Source organism: Streptomyces soli (assembly GCF_003999195.1).
Lineage (GTDB): Bacteria > Actinomycetota > Actinomycetes > Streptomycetales > Streptomycetaceae > Actinacidiphila > Actinacidiphila soli.
Genome location: NZ_RJVR01000253.1, coordinates 1 through 14,665 on the forward strand (window position 1 = coordinate 1; position 14,665 = coordinate 14,665).

At 70.7% G+C, this 14,665-nt stretch carries 13 protein-coding genes and 1 tRNA gene; 9 read left to right on the forward strand and 5 right to left on the reverse strand.

All coding sequences use genetic code 11. The features are described 5' to 3' along the window. On the reverse strand, nt 1-253 hold a 253-nt coding region (locus tag EFK10_RS47765; RefSeq protein WP_206305583.1), incomplete at its 3' end, for a hypothetical protein. A gap of 79 nt (nt 254-332) precedes the next feature. On the opposite strand from EFK10_RS47765, the gene EFK10_RS25500 reads away from it, so the two are divergent. Both EFK10_RS25500 and EFK10_RS25505 read left to right on the forward strand, forming a co-directional pair. Continuing rightward, complete coding sequence (locus tag EFK10_RS25500; protein WP_127358005.1) at nt 333-803, forward strand: SRPBCC family protein; 471 nt, start codon at nt 333-335, stop codon at nt 801-803. Between the two features lie 217 nt (nt 804-1,020). Further along, nucleotides 1,021-1,095 (forward strand) — tRNA-Val (locus EFK10_RS25505). 63 nt (nt 1,096-1,158) lie between these two features. Here EFK10_RS25505 and EFK10_RS25510 read toward each other — a convergent pair. After that, the gene (locus EFK10_RS25510) at nt 1,159-1,911 is read right to left on the reverse strand and encodes an exonuclease domain-containing protein (RefSeq protein ID WP_127358006.1); all 753 of its coding nucleotides are present in this window, start codon (nt 1,909-1,911) and stop codon (nt 1,159-1,161) included. A 208-nt stretch (nt 1,912-2,119) separates the two neighbouring features. Between EFK10_RS25510 and EFK10_RS25515 the strand changes: the two genes are divergently transcribed. Further along, entirely contained in the window at nt 2,120-2,692 is a 573-nt protein-coding gene (locus tag EFK10_RS25515) for a DUF4365 domain-containing protein (RefSeq protein ID WP_127358007.1), read from the forward strand. Then, nucleotides 2,689-3,870, forward strand: coding sequence for a hypothetical protein (locus EFK10_RS25520; RefSeq protein ID WP_240677458.1), 1,182 nt, complete (start codon nt 2,689-2,691; stop codon nt 3,868-3,870). The genes EFK10_RS25515 and EFK10_RS25520 overlap by 4 nt, the downstream gene beginning before the upstream one ends. 28 nt (nt 3,871-3,898) lie before the next feature. Here EFK10_RS25520 and EFK10_RS25525 read toward each other — a convergent pair whose 3' ends face one another. After that, nucleotides 3,899-4,408 (reverse strand): DUF2231 domain-containing protein, encoded by a 510-nt coding sequence (locus tag EFK10_RS25525; protein ID WP_127358008.1) that lies wholly within the window; start codon nt 4,406-4,408, stop codon nt 3,899-3,901. A gap of 234 nt (nt 4,409-4,642) precedes the next feature. Here EFK10_RS25525 and thrS point away from each other — a divergent pair, with 234 nt between their 5' ends. Both thrS and EFK10_RS25535 read left to right on the forward strand, forming a co-directional pair. Beyond that, a complete protein-coding gene (thrS, locus tag EFK10_RS25530) occupies nt 4,643-6,625 on the forward strand; it encodes a threonine--tRNA ligase (RefSeq protein WP_127358009.1) in 1,983 nt (660 codons plus the stop codon). Nucleotides 6,626-6,696: 71 nt separating this feature from the next. Continuing rightward, entirely contained in the window at nt 6,697-7,257 is a 561-nt protein-coding gene (locus EFK10_RS25535) for an HIT family protein (protein ID WP_127358010.1), read from the forward strand. Nucleotides 7,258-7,271: 14 nt separating this feature from the next. On the opposite strand, the gene EFK10_RS25540 is transcribed toward EFK10_RS25535, so the two are convergent. Together EFK10_RS25540 and EFK10_RS25545 are read right to left on the reverse strand one after the other, a co-directional pair. Continuing rightward, nucleotides 7,272-9,011, reverse strand: a complete 1,740-nt coding sequence (locus EFK10_RS25540; protein ID WP_127358011.1) for a hypothetical protein — start codon at nt 9,009-9,011, stop codon at nt 7,272-7,274. A 168-nt stretch (nt 9,012-9,179) separates the two neighbouring features. Beyond that, a complete protein-coding gene (locus EFK10_RS25545; protein WP_127358012.1) occupies nt 9,180-11,396 on the reverse strand; it encodes an elongation factor G-like protein EF-G2 in 2,217 nt (738 codons plus the stop codon). Between the two features lie 268 nt (nt 11,397-11,664). On the opposite strand from EFK10_RS25545, the gene pgsA reads away from it, so the two are divergent. Genes pgsA through EFK10_RS25560 form a run of 3 tightly spaced genes read left to right on the forward strand, consistent with a single transcriptional unit; the run spans nt 11,665 to nt 14,398 of the window. Then, nucleotides 11,665-12,333 carry a phosphatidylinositol phosphate synthase gene (pgsA, locus tag EFK10_RS25550; RefSeq protein ID WP_127358013.1) on the forward strand — a complete coding sequence of 223 codons (669 nt, stop codon included), beginning with the start codon at nt 11,665-11,667 and terminating at the stop codon, nt 12,331-12,333. Continuing rightward, the gene (locus EFK10_RS25555; protein ID WP_127358014.1) at nt 12,330-13,241 is read left to right on the forward strand and encodes a phosphatidylinositol mannoside acyltransferase; all 912 of its coding nucleotides are present in this window, start codon (nt 12,330-12,332) and stop codon (nt 13,239-13,241) included. Before pgsA ends, EFK10_RS25555 begins: the two co-directional genes overlap by 4 nt. After that, nucleotides 13,238-14,398: a glycosyltransferase family 4 protein gene (locus EFK10_RS25560; RefSeq protein WP_127358015.1), complete on the forward strand. Its 1,161-nt coding sequence runs from the start codon at nt 13,238-13,240 to the stop codon at nt 14,396-14,398. Before EFK10_RS25555 ends, EFK10_RS25560 begins: the two co-directional genes overlap by 4 nt. Nucleotides 14,399-14,665 lie beyond the last annotated feature (267 nt).

Consider the following 14,665-nt stretch of genomic DNA (forward strand, 5'->3'; position numbering starts at 1 on the left):
TGGCCACCGGCATCGGGACCGGCACCGGCCGCGCCGCCGCCAGCAGCTGCGCCCGCCGCACGAGCAGCCGCCCGCGCTCGGCGTCCAGCCCGGCCAGCGCGGTGTCGATCCCGCGAACCTCGGCCACCAGCTCACCCGCGAGCGGCAGCGCGCAGCGTGGGCACACCGCGAACGCCGGCGGCCCCGTACCCGGCAGGTACCAGCCGCAGGCGGGGCAGCGCTCGGGCGGCGGCGGTGGCTGCGTTGTGTCCATGCCCGGAGTGTGCTGCGGCCCACAACACGCCGCATGGGGTGCGCTACTCAGATCCGCCCTGAGTACGCACACTTGCCCCATGGACTGGTGCCACTATCGCTTCCGCAGTTCGTGGGACGTCGAGGCCGGCCCCGACGCCGTCTACCGCGTTCTGGAACGCCCCGACGAATACCCCACCTGGTGGCCCCAGGTGCGCGAGGTCCGCCGCACCGGGGAGACCACCGGCACGCTGCGCTTCCGCTCGGCGCTGCCGTACGACCTCTTCGTCACTGCCCACGCCATCCGCCAGGACCCGCAGGCCCGGGTCCTCGAAGTGGCCATGTACGGCGACCTGGAAGGCTGGGTCCGCTGGACGATGCTCCAGAACGGCGCCGACGGCGGCGCCGGCACACACCTCGTTTTCGAGGAGGACGTGGTCGTCAACAAGCCCCTGATGCGCCGCCTCGCCCTCCCCTGCCGCCCCCTCTTCCGCGCCAACCACGCCCTGATGATGCGCCAGGGCCGCCGCGGCCTCCGCGCCCGCCTCGCCACCGCCCCGAATGCCGTTTGAACGCACTGCCATCTCTCTCCTTGCGTGGGAATCCCGGCCTTCAGGCCGGGCGGGAAACGCATCCTGAGTGCCGGAGCCGTGAAGCGGCGTAGTATGCTTCGCATCTGCCTCGGCAGCGGTCAGGACTTGGCCGTCATGAAACTCCTTGGAGTCGAGTGAGAAGCCCCCTTGTTTACGAGGGGAGGAGTCACGTGCCCTGTATTGTTCTGGTCGTCCCGGGCGATTAGCTCAGCGGGAGAGCACTTCGTTCACACCGAAGGGGTCACTGGTTCGATCCCAGTATCGCCCACCATTACAGAGGGGCCGGTCCGTCACCGACGGACCGGCCCCTCTGCATTGGCGTACGCGTACGCGCTCACGCCGCCGGCTCGGCCGGCACCGCTCGGGGCAGCGGCTCGGGGCGGAGCGGCCATGCCGGGTCCACGCGCTCGCCGGTGCCGTTGCGGGAGAACCAGGCCTGGAGGCCGCGGGCCTGGCCGGCGTGCCAGACGGCCTGGCGGGCGTGGAGCTCGCCGGGCGCCATGTCGCCTATGCGCGCCTCGAAGCGGCGCCCCACTTCGCGGACCAGGTGCAGGGAGGCGGCCGCGTCGGCGGCGGCGTCGTGGGCGTCGGTGAGCGGCACGCCGTAGTGAGCACAGAGGTCGGTGAGGGTGCGGCGGCCCTTGCGGTAGCGGTCGAGGTACTTGTCGAGGACGCGTGGGTCGAGGACGCAGAGCGGCGTATGCGCCATGTAGCGGGCCAGCTCGGTGCCCCGGTGGCGGCGCAATTCGCGGTCCAGCAGTGTGAGATCGAAGGGCGCGTTCATCACGACCAGAGGCACCCCGGCAGCCGACTGCCGGGCCAGCGCCCGGGCCAACTCCTCGACGACGGGCCCCGGCCGGCTGCCGAAGCGCCGCAAGTGGTCGTCGGTCAGGCCGTGTACGGCGCGTGCGCCGTCCAGGACGGGAATGCCGGGGTTCACCAGCCAGTTCCTGGCGTGGAATTGGCTGCCGGGGGAGCCCTGGAGCACCAGGGCGGCGGAGACGATGCGGTCGGCCTCCACGTCCACGCCGGTGGTCTCGGTGTCGAAGGCAGCGAGCGGTCCGTCGTACCAGCGCGGCTGCGGCATGACGTACTCCCGTACGAGCGAAGGGAATTGAGGAAGGGTTAGAAAGCGCCGGGCGGTCGGCGCGACCACCGCCCTTCACAGTACCTACCCGTGACAGGCCGTCACTGAACCGTAACTGTTTCCCAAACGTCGCTGGTGGGGATGAATACAGGAGACGGGGGAAGACCAGCAGGACCGACGAATGACGGTCGGAAGGGCACGGAGAGCGATGGCGATCGCGCAGCCCGAATCGGGTGGGCTGCTGCCCGAGCGGACCGCACCGCTGCGCGGGGCGCTCGCCACCACCAGCTGCATGGAGACCCTGCAGGTGGGTTATCTGCACGCGGTCGCTGCCGCGGCGGGTTGCTCGCTCGCCCAGCCCTTCCCCGACTACGGCATCGACTGGCACATCAGCCACAGCGCCCGTGGCGCGGGCCACGCGGTCGATGACGAGGTCACCATAAAGGTCCAGCTCAAGTGCACGTACCAGGTCGCCCCGCACCCCGCGGGCCCCACCTTCGCCTTCACGCTCGACAACGAGCACCTGGTGAAGCTGGCTCGCACCCCGGTGTCGGTGCACAAGATCCTGGTAGTGATGCTCGTGCCGCGTACGCCGGAGGAGTGGCTGCGAGCCAGCCACGACCGCCTGGAGCTGCGGCACTGCTGCTACTGGATCAACCTGGCCGGCCACCCGGTGACCGGCCGGCGCAGGACCACCGTGCGGATACCCACCGCGCGGATCTTCGACGACCGCGCCCTCTGCGAGATCATGACGCGGGTCGGGGCGGGAGGGAGGCCATGATGGACCGGCTGGACCGCTCTGCCGAGGACTTCGAGCTGCCCGACCCCGAAAGAGTCGACCCCGCCGTCCTCACCACGCTGCTCGCCCGGCACGGCTGGCAGCGGCGCGGCGACGCCCACGGCCGCTACACCCGCTGGACCCCACCCGGGGACGCCGGCACCAGCCTCCTGGTGCCCGCGTCCCAGAACAACGGCCGGCACGCGGACTACGCCGACCTCCTCGGCGAGGCCCTGACCGCGCTGGCCCGCAGCGGCGCGCCCTCGGCCCGCGAGGTGCTCACCGCCCTGTCCGTGCCCGGGGACGAGATCCGCTGGATCCGCGACATGCCCCGGGTCGCCGACGCCGTGCCCTGGCCCGCTGCCGGGCAGCTGCGCTCGGCCGCCCGCGCCATGCTCATGGCCGCCGCCCGCGCCGAGCGCGGCCCCGCCGGCTACTTCGGCGAGCGGCACGGGCGTTTCGCCACGGCGTTCCTGGAGCAGGTCCTCGTCGGGCCCTCGCCCGGCGGCCACCTGCTCACCGCGTACGTGCCCGCCCCCGACGGCCGGGCGGTCGTCACGACCCTGCTACGCGCGTTGCAGGCCACCCGGGACGCGGTGGACTACCAGCGCACCACCGGTGGCATGGAGGCCTTCGACTCCGCCGTGGGCCTCGGCGTCTGCCATGAACTCACCGAGTCTCTGGTCCGGCTGGTGCGAGGCGCCGAGGGTGTGGCCGTGGCCCTCGCCTGGTCGCCTGCCTCCGGCCCACCGGCGGGCTTCGCGGCGCGGCCGGAGCCCGTCGAGTTCTCGCCTGGCGACCTCCCGGCCCTGGAGGCCGCCAGTGTCCGTTACGTGAGCGAGGAGCCCTCCGTACACGTCAATGTCACCGGCACCGTCGTCCGGCTGCGCCGTCCCCGCCCCTCCGGCGGTGGCACCATCCGGCTGCGGGTCCTGGCCGGGGCCGACGTCCGCCAGGTCCGTGTCCGCCTCGACCAGGACGCGTACCGCATCGCCGCCCACGCCCACCTGGTCGGTCTGCCCGTCCGCGTCACCGGCCGCCTCGAAGCCCGCAGCGGTTTCCGCCGCATCATCCAGCCCAGCGCGGTGACGCCCGTCCATGTCGACGAGGCCGAGCGCGACCGCCTGCTCAAATCCCTCCAGGGAGGAATCGAGACCTTCGAGGACGCGTGCGGCGGCTGAAGCCGTCGCACGCGTCCTCGCCCGGGGGTCAGCCGTGCTGCACAGCGCTCTGGGAGTAGTTGTCATGCCATGCGGCCTTCGCGCCCGAGTCCCCGATCCGGTACACGTCGATTACCGCGCCCACCGAGACCACGAGGCAGGCGCCCAGCACGGCGTACCTGACCAGCGACGAGGTGACCCAGGTCCGCGTCTGACCGCCCTCGGTGGCAGCCGCCCGGCGGGTCGCCCAGCACACGAGGGCCGACAGCAGGAAGAGACCGACAGCCCAGGGCAGCATGCCGTCGCCCAGCTCGGCGTGCTTCTGGATCAGCGGGTCGGTGCCGGTGTGGGACTCCAGCCATTCGCCGGCGTGGGTGGCCAGGGGGACGCTCGCGAGGGTCACAAACCCCAGAACCGGCAGCAGCACGCCGAGTTTCCGGGCACTTCTGGGCCAGGCCGCGCAGACGACGAGCGCCAGCGCGAGCAGAGGCACGAACACGATCACGAAGTGCACGAACAGCACGTGCGCAGGAAGTCCATTGATGACGGTGAGACTCAAGAGTCCTTCTCCACGATGATTTGGGGGGGATCATGCCCGGGCAGCGGGCCTGCCAGGGCAGAGAGCGCGGCCAGCCTGGCACAGGAACTTCTCAGGTACCTCTGAGCGGTACTGGTGTCCCGTCCGCATCAGTGCCACCGCTTATCGCTTCGCGGTGCACGGGCCCGGCTCGGTACGATTCACCGGTGCAGCATCAGCTGCGGAGCCAGTGGGACATACGTCAGGAGAGAACCGGTGTCAGACGTCCGTGTGATCATCAAACGCGATTCCGATGAGCGGGAAGAGCGGGTGGTCACGCCGGGGACGACTGCCGGGGAGCTGTTCGGCGGCGACCGCAGCATCGTCGCCGTCCGCGTCGGCGGTCAGCTGAAGGACCTCGCGTACCAGGTCGCGGACGGCGACGAGGTCGAGCCCGTCCTGATCAGCAGCGAGGACGGCCTCAACATCCTGCGCCACTCCACCGCGCATGTGATGGCCCAGGCCGTGCAGGAGCTCTTCCCGCAGGCCAAGCTCGGCATCGGCCCGCCGGTCAAGGACGGCTTCTACTACGACTTCGACGTCGAGAAGCCCTTCCACCCCGATGACCTCAAGAGCATCGAGAAGAAGATGCAGGAGATCATCAAGCGCGGCCAGCGCTTCTTCCGCCGCGTCGTCACCGACGAGGACGCCCGCGAGGAGCTCGCTTCCGAGCCGTACAAGCTGGAGCTGATCGGTCTCAAGGGCTCCGCCGGCGATGCCGCCGAAGGCGCCTCCGCCGAGGTCGGCGCGGGCGAGCTGACCATCTACGACAACCTCGACCCGAAGACGGGCGAGCTGTGCTGGAAGGACCTCTGCCGGGGTCCCCACCTGCCCACCACCCGCAACATCCCGGCCTTCAAGCTGATGCGCAACGCCGCCGCCTACTGGCGCGGCAGCGAGAAGAACCCGATGCTGCAGCGCATCTACGGCACCGCGTGGCCGTCCAAGGACGAGCTCAAGGCCCACCTGGACTTCCTCGCCGAGGCCGAGAAGCGCGACCACCGCAAGCTGGGCTCCGAGCTGGACCTGTTCTCCATCCCGGAGGACATCGGCTCAGGCCTGGCCGTCTTCCACCCGCGTGGCGGCATCATCCGCCGCACCATGGAGGACTACTCGCGCAAGCGCCACGAGGAGGCGGGGTACGAGTTCGTCTACACCCCGCACGCCACCAAGGGGAAGCTCTTCGAGAAGTCCGGCCACCTGGACTGGTACGCCGACGGCATGTACCCGCCCATGCAGCTCGACGAGGGCGTGGACTACTACCTCAAGCCCATGAACTGCCCCATGCACAACCTGATCTTCGACGCCCGGGGCCGGTCCTACCGTGAACTGCCCCTGCGGCTCTTCGAGTTCGGCACCGTCTACCGGTACGAGAAGTCGGGCGTCGTGCACGGCCTGACCCGCGCCCGCGGCTTCACCCAGGACGACGCGCACATCTACTGCACCAAGGAGCAGATGGCCGAGGAGCTCGACGGCCTCCTCACCTTCGTGCTGAACCTGCTGCGCGACTACGGCCTGGAGGACTTCTACCTCGAGCTGTCCACCAAGGACCCGGAGAAGTTCATCGGCTCGGACGAGAACTGGGAAGAGGCGACCGAGACCCTCCGCAAGGCCGCCGAGAAGCAGGGCCTCGATCTGGTCATGGACCCGGGCGGCGCCGCCTTCTACGGCCCGAAGATCTCCGTCCAGACCAAGGACGCCATCGGCCGCACCTGGCAGATGTCGACCATCCAGGTCGACTTCAACCTGCCCGACCGCTTCGACCTCGAGTACACCGCCTCCGACGGCACCAAGCAGCGCCCGGTCATGATCCACCGCGCCCTGTTCGGCTCCATCGAGCGGTTCTTCGCGGTCCTCCTGGAGCACTACGCGGGTGCCTTCCCGGCGTGGCTGGCCCCGGTGCAGGCGGTCGGCATCCCGATCGGCGACGCGCACGTGCCGTACCTGCAGGAGTTCGCCGCCAAGGCCAAGGCGAAGGGGCTGCGCTTCGAGGTCGACGCCTCCTCGGACCGTATGCAGAAGAAGATCCGCAACGCGCAGAAGAGCAAGGTCCCGTACATGGTGATCGCCGGAGACGAGGACATCGCCAACGGCGCGGTCTCCTTCCGCTACCGCGACGGCTCGCAGAAGAACGGAATCCCGGTCGAGGACGCTCTCACCGAGATCGCCAAGGCCGTCGAGGACCGCGTGCAGGTCTGAGCGCCGTAAGGGCATGATGAAGGGCCCCGGGGGAGCAACCCCGGGGCCCTTCATCGTCCGCCGGAAGTCATATGCTGGCCCGCATGACGAGTGAGCCGGAGCAGCAGATCGGCGTGGGGACTCAGGACGCGTTTCAGCGCCTGTGGACGCCCCACCGGATGGCGTACATCCAGGGCGAGAACAAGCCCACCGGCCCGGGCGCCGAAGACGGCTGCCCGTTCTGCGCGATCCCGGCCAAGAGCGACGAGGACGGCCTGGTCATAGCGCGCGGGGAGACGGTGTACGCGGTGCTGAACCTCTACCCGTACAACGGCGGCCACCTGATGGTGGTCCCGTACCGCCATGTCGCCGACTACACGGACCTGGACCAGGCGGAGACCGTCGAGCTCGCGGAGTTCACCAAGCGGGCGATGACCGCGCTGCGGGCTGCGTCCGGGGCGCACGGGTTCAACATCGGCATGAACCAGGGCACGGTGGCCGGCGCCGGGATCGCCGCTCACCTGCACCAGCATGTCGTGCCCCGGTGGGGCGGGGACACGAACTTCATGCCGGTCACCGCCCACACCAAGGTGCTGCCGCAGCTGCTCGCGGACACCCGCGAGATGCTCGCCGACGCCTGGCCGGCGAGCTGAAGACGCAGAGTGCCTTACGCGTCGTAGACGTCGGCCCGGATCGGGTCGGCGCCCTGGACGAGGTTGCTGAGCAGCGTCGAGCGGCCGGTGAACTTCTCGGTGTCGACGCCGTGGTCCTCCAGCACCTGGATAGCGGCGCTGTGCACCGCGCGCAGCACGGGCGTGGCGGCGCGCAGCGCGTCGTCGGCCATGAAGCGGTGCTTCCAGGGCTTGTCGGCCCAGGTGTGGCGCAGCCCGAAGGGCTCGGGGAGGACCAGCTTGCCGCCGAGGAAGTCCAGCAGCGGCGGATACCAGGTGAGCGGGGCGCGGGCGGCGAGCCGTACGACGTCGTCGCTCTTGAGTAGCGGTAGCGGGACCTTCTTGGTCTCCCAGAACCTGATGGACTTGGCGACCTCCTTCTCGGAGGGCTCCGGCGCGGTGGTGAACAGGGAGTGCACCGGACCCAGCGCGTGCCCGGTCACTTCCACCCGCAGGGTGCTCGCCAGGACGGTGACGGTGACCATGAAGGTGATCACCAACTGGCCGCCGTTGAGGATGAGCTGGACGCCCAGGTAGTGGCGGTTGCCCGCACCGATCTGCTGCTCGTTGCAGATCCGCTGGATCTCGAAGTCCTTGACGGTGAAGCCCTCGATCTCGGCGCCGGTCGGCCGGGCGACCTTCTTCGCCCCGGGGCCTATCGCGCCGACGACCCAGTGCCGTATCGACAGCTTCGAGAACCCGCCGGTGTGCAGCGGGCCGCGCTCCAGCTCGCGCAGCCGGCCGTGGATCGCCTTGATCACGTCCCAGCTGCGGAAGCCGTGGATCTCGGCGATGCCGGCGCGCGGCACCAGCTCCTCGGCCAGGCTCCAGGTGGCCCAGCGGGCGCCCATCCCGAGGAGTCCCTTGGGCCCGGCGTAGAAGACGATGTTGCTCTGCTGCTCCTGGGAGAGCTTGGCCAGGTTCTGCCGCAGCTGCTCGGCCCGGGTCTCGTTGGGGTTGCGGGGCACCGCCTCGGGGATCTTGGCGCCGACGCCGGAGCCCGACACCAGGCCCGCCCAGCGGTCCCGCAGGTCCAGGGCCGTACGCTCGCAGATCCGCTTCGCCCAGTACCAGCCCAGCACCGGGGCGAGCATCATCACCCGCAGATACTGCTGCCAGAAGCCGCTCAGCGGCGGGTTGACCACGAACAGCACCGCGAGGAAACCGACGACCAGCAGCACGATCCCGCCGAGCACCCCGGCGGTCGTGCCCTTCTCGCCGCTCTTCTCGCGGGCCTTCTCGATGGTGCTGCGCAGTTGGAAGGCCCCGAACCAGATGAGGACGCCGGGCAGGAAGAGCAGCCCGAAGAGGGCGGTCACCAGGGTGAGTCTGGAGTCGCGTTCCTGGCGTATGCGGTTGGCGGCGAGGCAGTGCTCGACGACGGTCTGGGGCTCGGCGCCGAAGGACTGGATGAGCTCTTTGCGGTCGCCGCCCAGCATCCGTACCTGGACCGCGCGGGCGAAGGCCTCTCCGAGCCGTGGTTCCAGGAGGGAGAGCTTGCCCTTCTTGAACTCGGTGGGCGTGGCCGGTATCCGGTCGGCCTCCGGTTTGTCCGCGTCCAGCGCGACGAACTTCTCGACCGTGTGGTCCCTCTCGTCGCGGTACGCGGCCGACGCGAGCGCCTGTGTCGCGGCGGTCTGCCCGTCGGTGCCGGTGAGCGGGACCTGCGCCCCGGGGCTCAGAAAGTCGAACTCCGAACTGGCGAACCCTGAGAGACCAGCCACTACCGCCCCCATCCATGCACGCCGACAGGCGAGTTGCCCGCCCGGCCCATTCCCCGTCGGCGGACCAGGCACACCTTCTGATCTGCCCACACAGCGTATATGCGCCGGACGCGGCGCGTCAGCGGACCGGCGCATCAGGCCTGTTCACGCGCCGGGCCACCAACGGAACGCGCCCACCCGCTACTTGCCGGCCGCCTCCTGCTGGAGCAGCTTCGTCGCGAGCTGCGGCGGCATCGGCTCGTGCCGGGTGTACTCGCGGCTGTAGCGCCCGGTGCCGTGGGACAGCGACCGCAGGTCCACGGCGTAGCGGCTGATCTCGATCTCCGGCACCTCGGCCCGTACGAGCGTGCGTCCCGGCCCGGCGGGCTCGGTGCCCAGGACCCGGCCCCGGCGCCCGGACAGATCGCTCATCACTGGGCCCACGTACTCGTCGGAGACCAGCACCTTGATCTCGTCGACCGGTTCGAGGAGGTGGATACGGGCCTCGGTCGCCGCCTCCCGCAGGGCGAGCGCGCCCGCCGTCTGGAAGGCGGCGTCGGAGGAGTCCACCGAGTGCGCCTTGCCGTCGGTGAGGGTGACCCGGATGTCGACCACCGGGAAGCCGAGCGCGACCCCCCGGGCGGCCTGGGTGCGGATACCCTTCTCCACCGAGGGGATGAACTGCCGGGGCACCGCGCCGCCGACGACCTTGTCGACGAACTCGATGCCCGAGCCGACCGGCAACGGCTCGACCTCGATCTCGCAGATGGCGTACTGGCCGTGGCCGCCGGACTGCTTGACGTGCCGGCCGCGCGCCGCGGTCCGGTCGCCGAAGGTCTCCCGGAGCGACACCTTGTGCGGCACGCCGTCGACCTGGACCCCGTAACGGCTGCGCAGCCGCTCCAGGGCCACGTCGACATGGGCCTCGCCCAGGCACCACAGCACCACCTGGCGCGTGTCGGGGTTCTGCTCCAGCCGCATGGTCGGGTCCTCGGCGACCAGCCGGGACAGGCCGACCGACAGCTTGTCCTCGTCCGCCTTGCTGTGCGCCTCGATGGCGACCGGCAACAACGGCTCGGGCATCACCCAGGGCTCCATCAGCAGCGGGTCGTCCTTGGCGGACAGCGTGTCGCCGGTCTCGGCGCGGCTGAGTTTGGCGACGCAGACCAGGTCGCCGGCGATCGCGTGCGGCACGTTGCGCTGCTGCTTGCCGAAGGGCGAGGACAGCGCGCCGATCCGCTCGTCGACGTCGTGGTCCTCGTGACCCCGGTCCTCCAGGCCGTGCCCGGACACATGCACCGTCTCGTCCGGCCGCAGCGTGCCGGAGAACACCCGCACCAGGCTGATCCGGCCGACGTACGGGTCGGAGGAGGTCTTGACCACCTCCGCCGCGAGCGGCCCGTCCGGGTCGCAGGTCAGCGACGCGCGCGGCTTGCCCTGCGGGGTGGTGACGGGCGGCACCTCGCGCTCCAGGGGGGTCGGGAAGCCACCGGTGATCAGCTCCAGCAGCTCCACGGTTCCGATGCCCTGCTTGCAGCCCTCGGCGGCCGGGGCGGCGGCGAGCACCGGGTGGAACGAGCCCCTCGCCACGGCCCGTTCGAGGTCCTGGATGAGGGTCTTGAGGTCCAGCTCCTCACCGCCGAGGTAGCGCTCCATGAGGGTCTCGTCCTCGCTCTCGGCGATGATCCCCTCGATGAGCCGGTTACGGGCCTCGTCGATCCGCGCCAGCTGGTCGGCGTCCGGGTCGCTCTCGGCGCGCTCGCCGGAGGAGTAGTCGAAGACCCGCCGGGTCAGCAGCCCGGTCAGTCCGGTGACCGGCGCATGGCCGTCCGGGCTCTCCTCGCCGTGCAGCGGCACGTAGAGCGGGAGCACGGTCTCCGGGGAGTCGCCGCCGAGGACCTCGCGGCAGGCCTCCGTCATGTCGTCGAAGTCGGCCCGCGCCGACTCCAGGTGTGTGATGACGACCGCGCGCGGCATGCCGACCGCCGCGCACTCGTCCCACACCATGCGGGTCGCCCCGGACAGCGTCTCCGGGCCCTCCGCCGCCGAGACGACGAAAAGGGCCGCGTCCGCTGCCCGCAGACCGGCTCTGAGTTCCCCGACGAAGTCGGCGTATCCGGGAGTGTCGAGGATATTGACCTTGATACCGCCCCACTCCAAGGGTACGAGTGACAGCTGTACCGAGCGTTGCTGGCGGTGTTCGATCTCGTCGTGGTCGGAGACCGTGGTCCCGTCGGCCACATGCCCGGCGCGGTTCACCGCACCGGTGGCCAGGGCCAGGGCCTCGACCAGTGTTGTTTTTCCCGAACCGCTGTGGCCGACCAGCACCACGTTCCGAATGTCGTCGGGCCGTCGGGCCTGGCCGGCCGCCGGTGCCCTTCCGGCGGCTCCTGTATTTGTCTGGTTCCTGTCGCCCATGTGTGCCTCGCCTCCCGGTCGCGCACGAGCTCGCGCTCGTACGGGCACTTCTCGGGACGCCACGGGAGACCGCTCAGGGCGGCCTCTTCGACGCCCGCGGTAATTCGACCTTCCCACGCCCGTCACGGTGCGTCCATACGTCGTACGTGCGCGGGGAAATACCGGAAGGGCGGCAGCCGCACGCATTTGGCGCAGCGCGGCTGGCTACGATGGGCCAGCCGGTGGCCGACGGGGCCGCCGCAGCAATCCACCGACCTCCGGGAAGGCCATGCTGAACAAGTACGCGCGTGCTTTCTTCACGCGTGTTCTCACGCCGTTCGCCGCATTTCTGCTGCGCCTGGGCGTGAGCCCCGACGCCGTGACCCTGATCGGCACCGGCGGCGTGATGGCGGGCGCGCTGGTCTTCTACCCCAGGGGCGAGTTCTTCTGGGGCACGGTGGTGATCACCCTGTTCGTCTTCTCCGACCTGGTGGACGGCAACATGGCCCGCCAGGCCGGCGTCTCGAGCCGCTGGGGCGCCTTCCTCGACTCCACCCTCGACCGGGTCGCCGACGCCGCGATCTTCGGCGGCCTGGCACTCTGGTACGCGGGCGGTGGCAACGACCTCGTCCTGTGCGCGGTGACCATCTTCTGCCTGGCCAGCGGCCAGGTCGTGTCGTACACCAAGGCGCGCGGCGAGAGTATCGGCCTGCCGGTCAACGTCAACGGCCTGGTCGAGCGCGCCGAGCGGCTGGTCATCTCGCTGGTCGCCTGCGGTCTGTCCGGGTTGCACAAGTTCGGCGTCCCCGGCATCCAGTACCTGCTGCCCATCGCCCTGTGGATCGTGGCCGTCGGCAGCCTGGTCACCCTCGGCCAGCGCGTCGTCACCGTACGCCGCGAGGCCTTCGAGGCCGACGCGGCGGCGGCCCGGAAGCCGGAAGGGAGCGGGGCGGCGTGAAGGAGCGGCTGACCGATGCCCTGTACGGAGCCGGCTGGGGCGCCGTCAAGCGCCTCCCGGAGCCGGTGGCGAACCGCCTCGGGCGGGACATCGCCGACCTGGCCTGGCGGCGGCGCGGCAAGGGCGTGGCCCGGCTGGAGTCGAACCTGCGCCGGATCGTGCCGGACGTCGACGAGGAGCGGCTGCGCGAGCTGTCCCGGGCCGGCATGCGCTCGTACCTGCGCTACTGGATGGAGTCCTTCCGGCTCCCGGCCTGGAGCCAGGAACGGGTCCGCGACGGCTTCGAACCCAAGGACATCCACTACCTCACCGACGGCCTCGCCAGCGGCCGCGGAGTCATACTCGCCCTCCCGCACATGGGCAACTGGGACCTGGCCGGCGCCTGGGTCACCACCAAGCTGGAAACCCCCTTCACCACCGTCGCCGAGCGCCTCAAGCCCGAGACCCTCTACGACCGCTTCGTCGCCTACCGCGAGAGCCTCGGCATGGAGGTCCTGCCGCACAACGGCGGCGAGGCCTTCGGCACCCTCGCCCGGCGCCTGCGGGCCGGCGGCCTGGTGTGCCTGGTCGCCGACCGCGACCTGTCCTCCTCCGGTGTCGAGGTCGACTTCTTCGGCTCCGCCACCCGCATGCCGGCCGGCTCCGCCCTGCTGGCCCAGCAGACCGGCGCCCTGCTGCTGCCGGTCACCCTCTGGTACGACGACTCGCCCGTCATGCGGGGCCAGGTCCACGCGCCCATCGAGGTGCCCGAGCACGGCTCCCGTACGGAGAAGACCTCCGTCATGACCCAGGCCCTGGCCGACGTCTTCGCCGCGCGCATCGCCGAGCACCCCGAGGACTGGCACATGCTCCAGCGGCTCTGGCTCGCCGACCTCGACTCTGATCGCTCCGGAACGGAGAAGCCTTGAGGATCGGGATCGTCTGCCCGTACTCGTGGGACGTCCCAGGTGGCGTCCAGTTCCACGTCCGCGACCTCGCCGAGCATCTGATCAAGCTCGGCCACGAGGTCTCCGTCCTCGCCCCAGCCGACGACGAGACCCCGCTGCCGCCCTACGTCGTCTCCGCCGGCCGCGCCGTCCCCGTCCCGTACAACGGCTCGGTCGCCCGCCTCAACTTCGGCTTCCTGTCCGCCGCCCGGGTCCGCCGCTGGCTGCACGAGGGTGCCTTCGAGGTCATCCACATCCACGAGCCCATGTCGCCCTCGCTCGGCCTGCTGGCCTGCTGGGCGGCCCAGGGGCCCATCGTCGCGACCTTCCACACCTCCAACCCCCGCTCCCGGGCCATGATCGCCGCGTACCCGATCCTCCAGCCCGCCCTGGAGAAGATCAGCGCCCGCATCGCCGTGAGCGAGTACGCCCGCCGCACGCTCGTCGAGCACCTGGGCGGCGACGCCGTCGTCATCCCGAACGGCGTCGACATCGGCTTCTTCGCCGACGCCGAGCCCAACCCGGACTGGCAGGGTGACACGATCGGCTTCATCGGCCGCATCGACGAGCCCCGCAAGGGCCTGCCCACGCTGATGCGCGCCCTGCCGAAGATCCTCGCCGGGCGGCCCGGCGTCCGGCTCCTCGTCGCCGGCCGCGGTGACGAGGACGAGGCCGTCGAGGACCTCCCCGCAGCCATGCGCGACCGCGTCCAGTTCCTCGGCATGGTCAGCGACCACGACAAGGCCCGCCTCCTGCGCAGCGTCGACCTCTATGTCGCCCCCAACACCGGCGGCGAATCCTTCGGCATCATCCTCGTCGAGGCCATGTCCGCCGGCGCGGCCGTCCTCGCCAGCGACCTCGACGCCTTCCGCCAGGTCCTCGACGGCGGCTCCGCAGGCGACCTCTTCCCCGTCGAGGACGCCGACGCCCTCGCCACCTCCGCCCTCCGCCTCCTCGCCGACCCCGCCCGCCTCTCCGAACTCCGCGAGCTCGGCAGCCGCCACGTCCGCCGCTTCGACTGGTCCACCGTTGCCGCGGACATCCTCTCCGTCTACGAGACCGTCACCGCCGGCGCCGCCCACGTCGCCGAGGACGAACGCATCAGCCTCCGCGCGCGGTTCGGCCTGGCCCGCGACTGATTTCCGACGCCGCCGCCCGCTCGCCTGAGGCGGGAAGGGCTGGCCCAACCCGGTGGGCAAAATCAGCCCGTCCGGCGTTTGAGGACCTGGGGGCACTCTCCCCCAGACTCCGTCCGGGGGGACCCCCACCAGCCTTCCCCCTGGCTTCGCCGGGGGCACTCTCCCCCAGCCTTCGGCCGGTGGGGGTGCCCCCGGCGAAGCCAGGGGGAGGACCCCCACCCAGCCGCCAGGCTGGGGGAGGACCCCCACCCAAACGAAGGTTTGGGG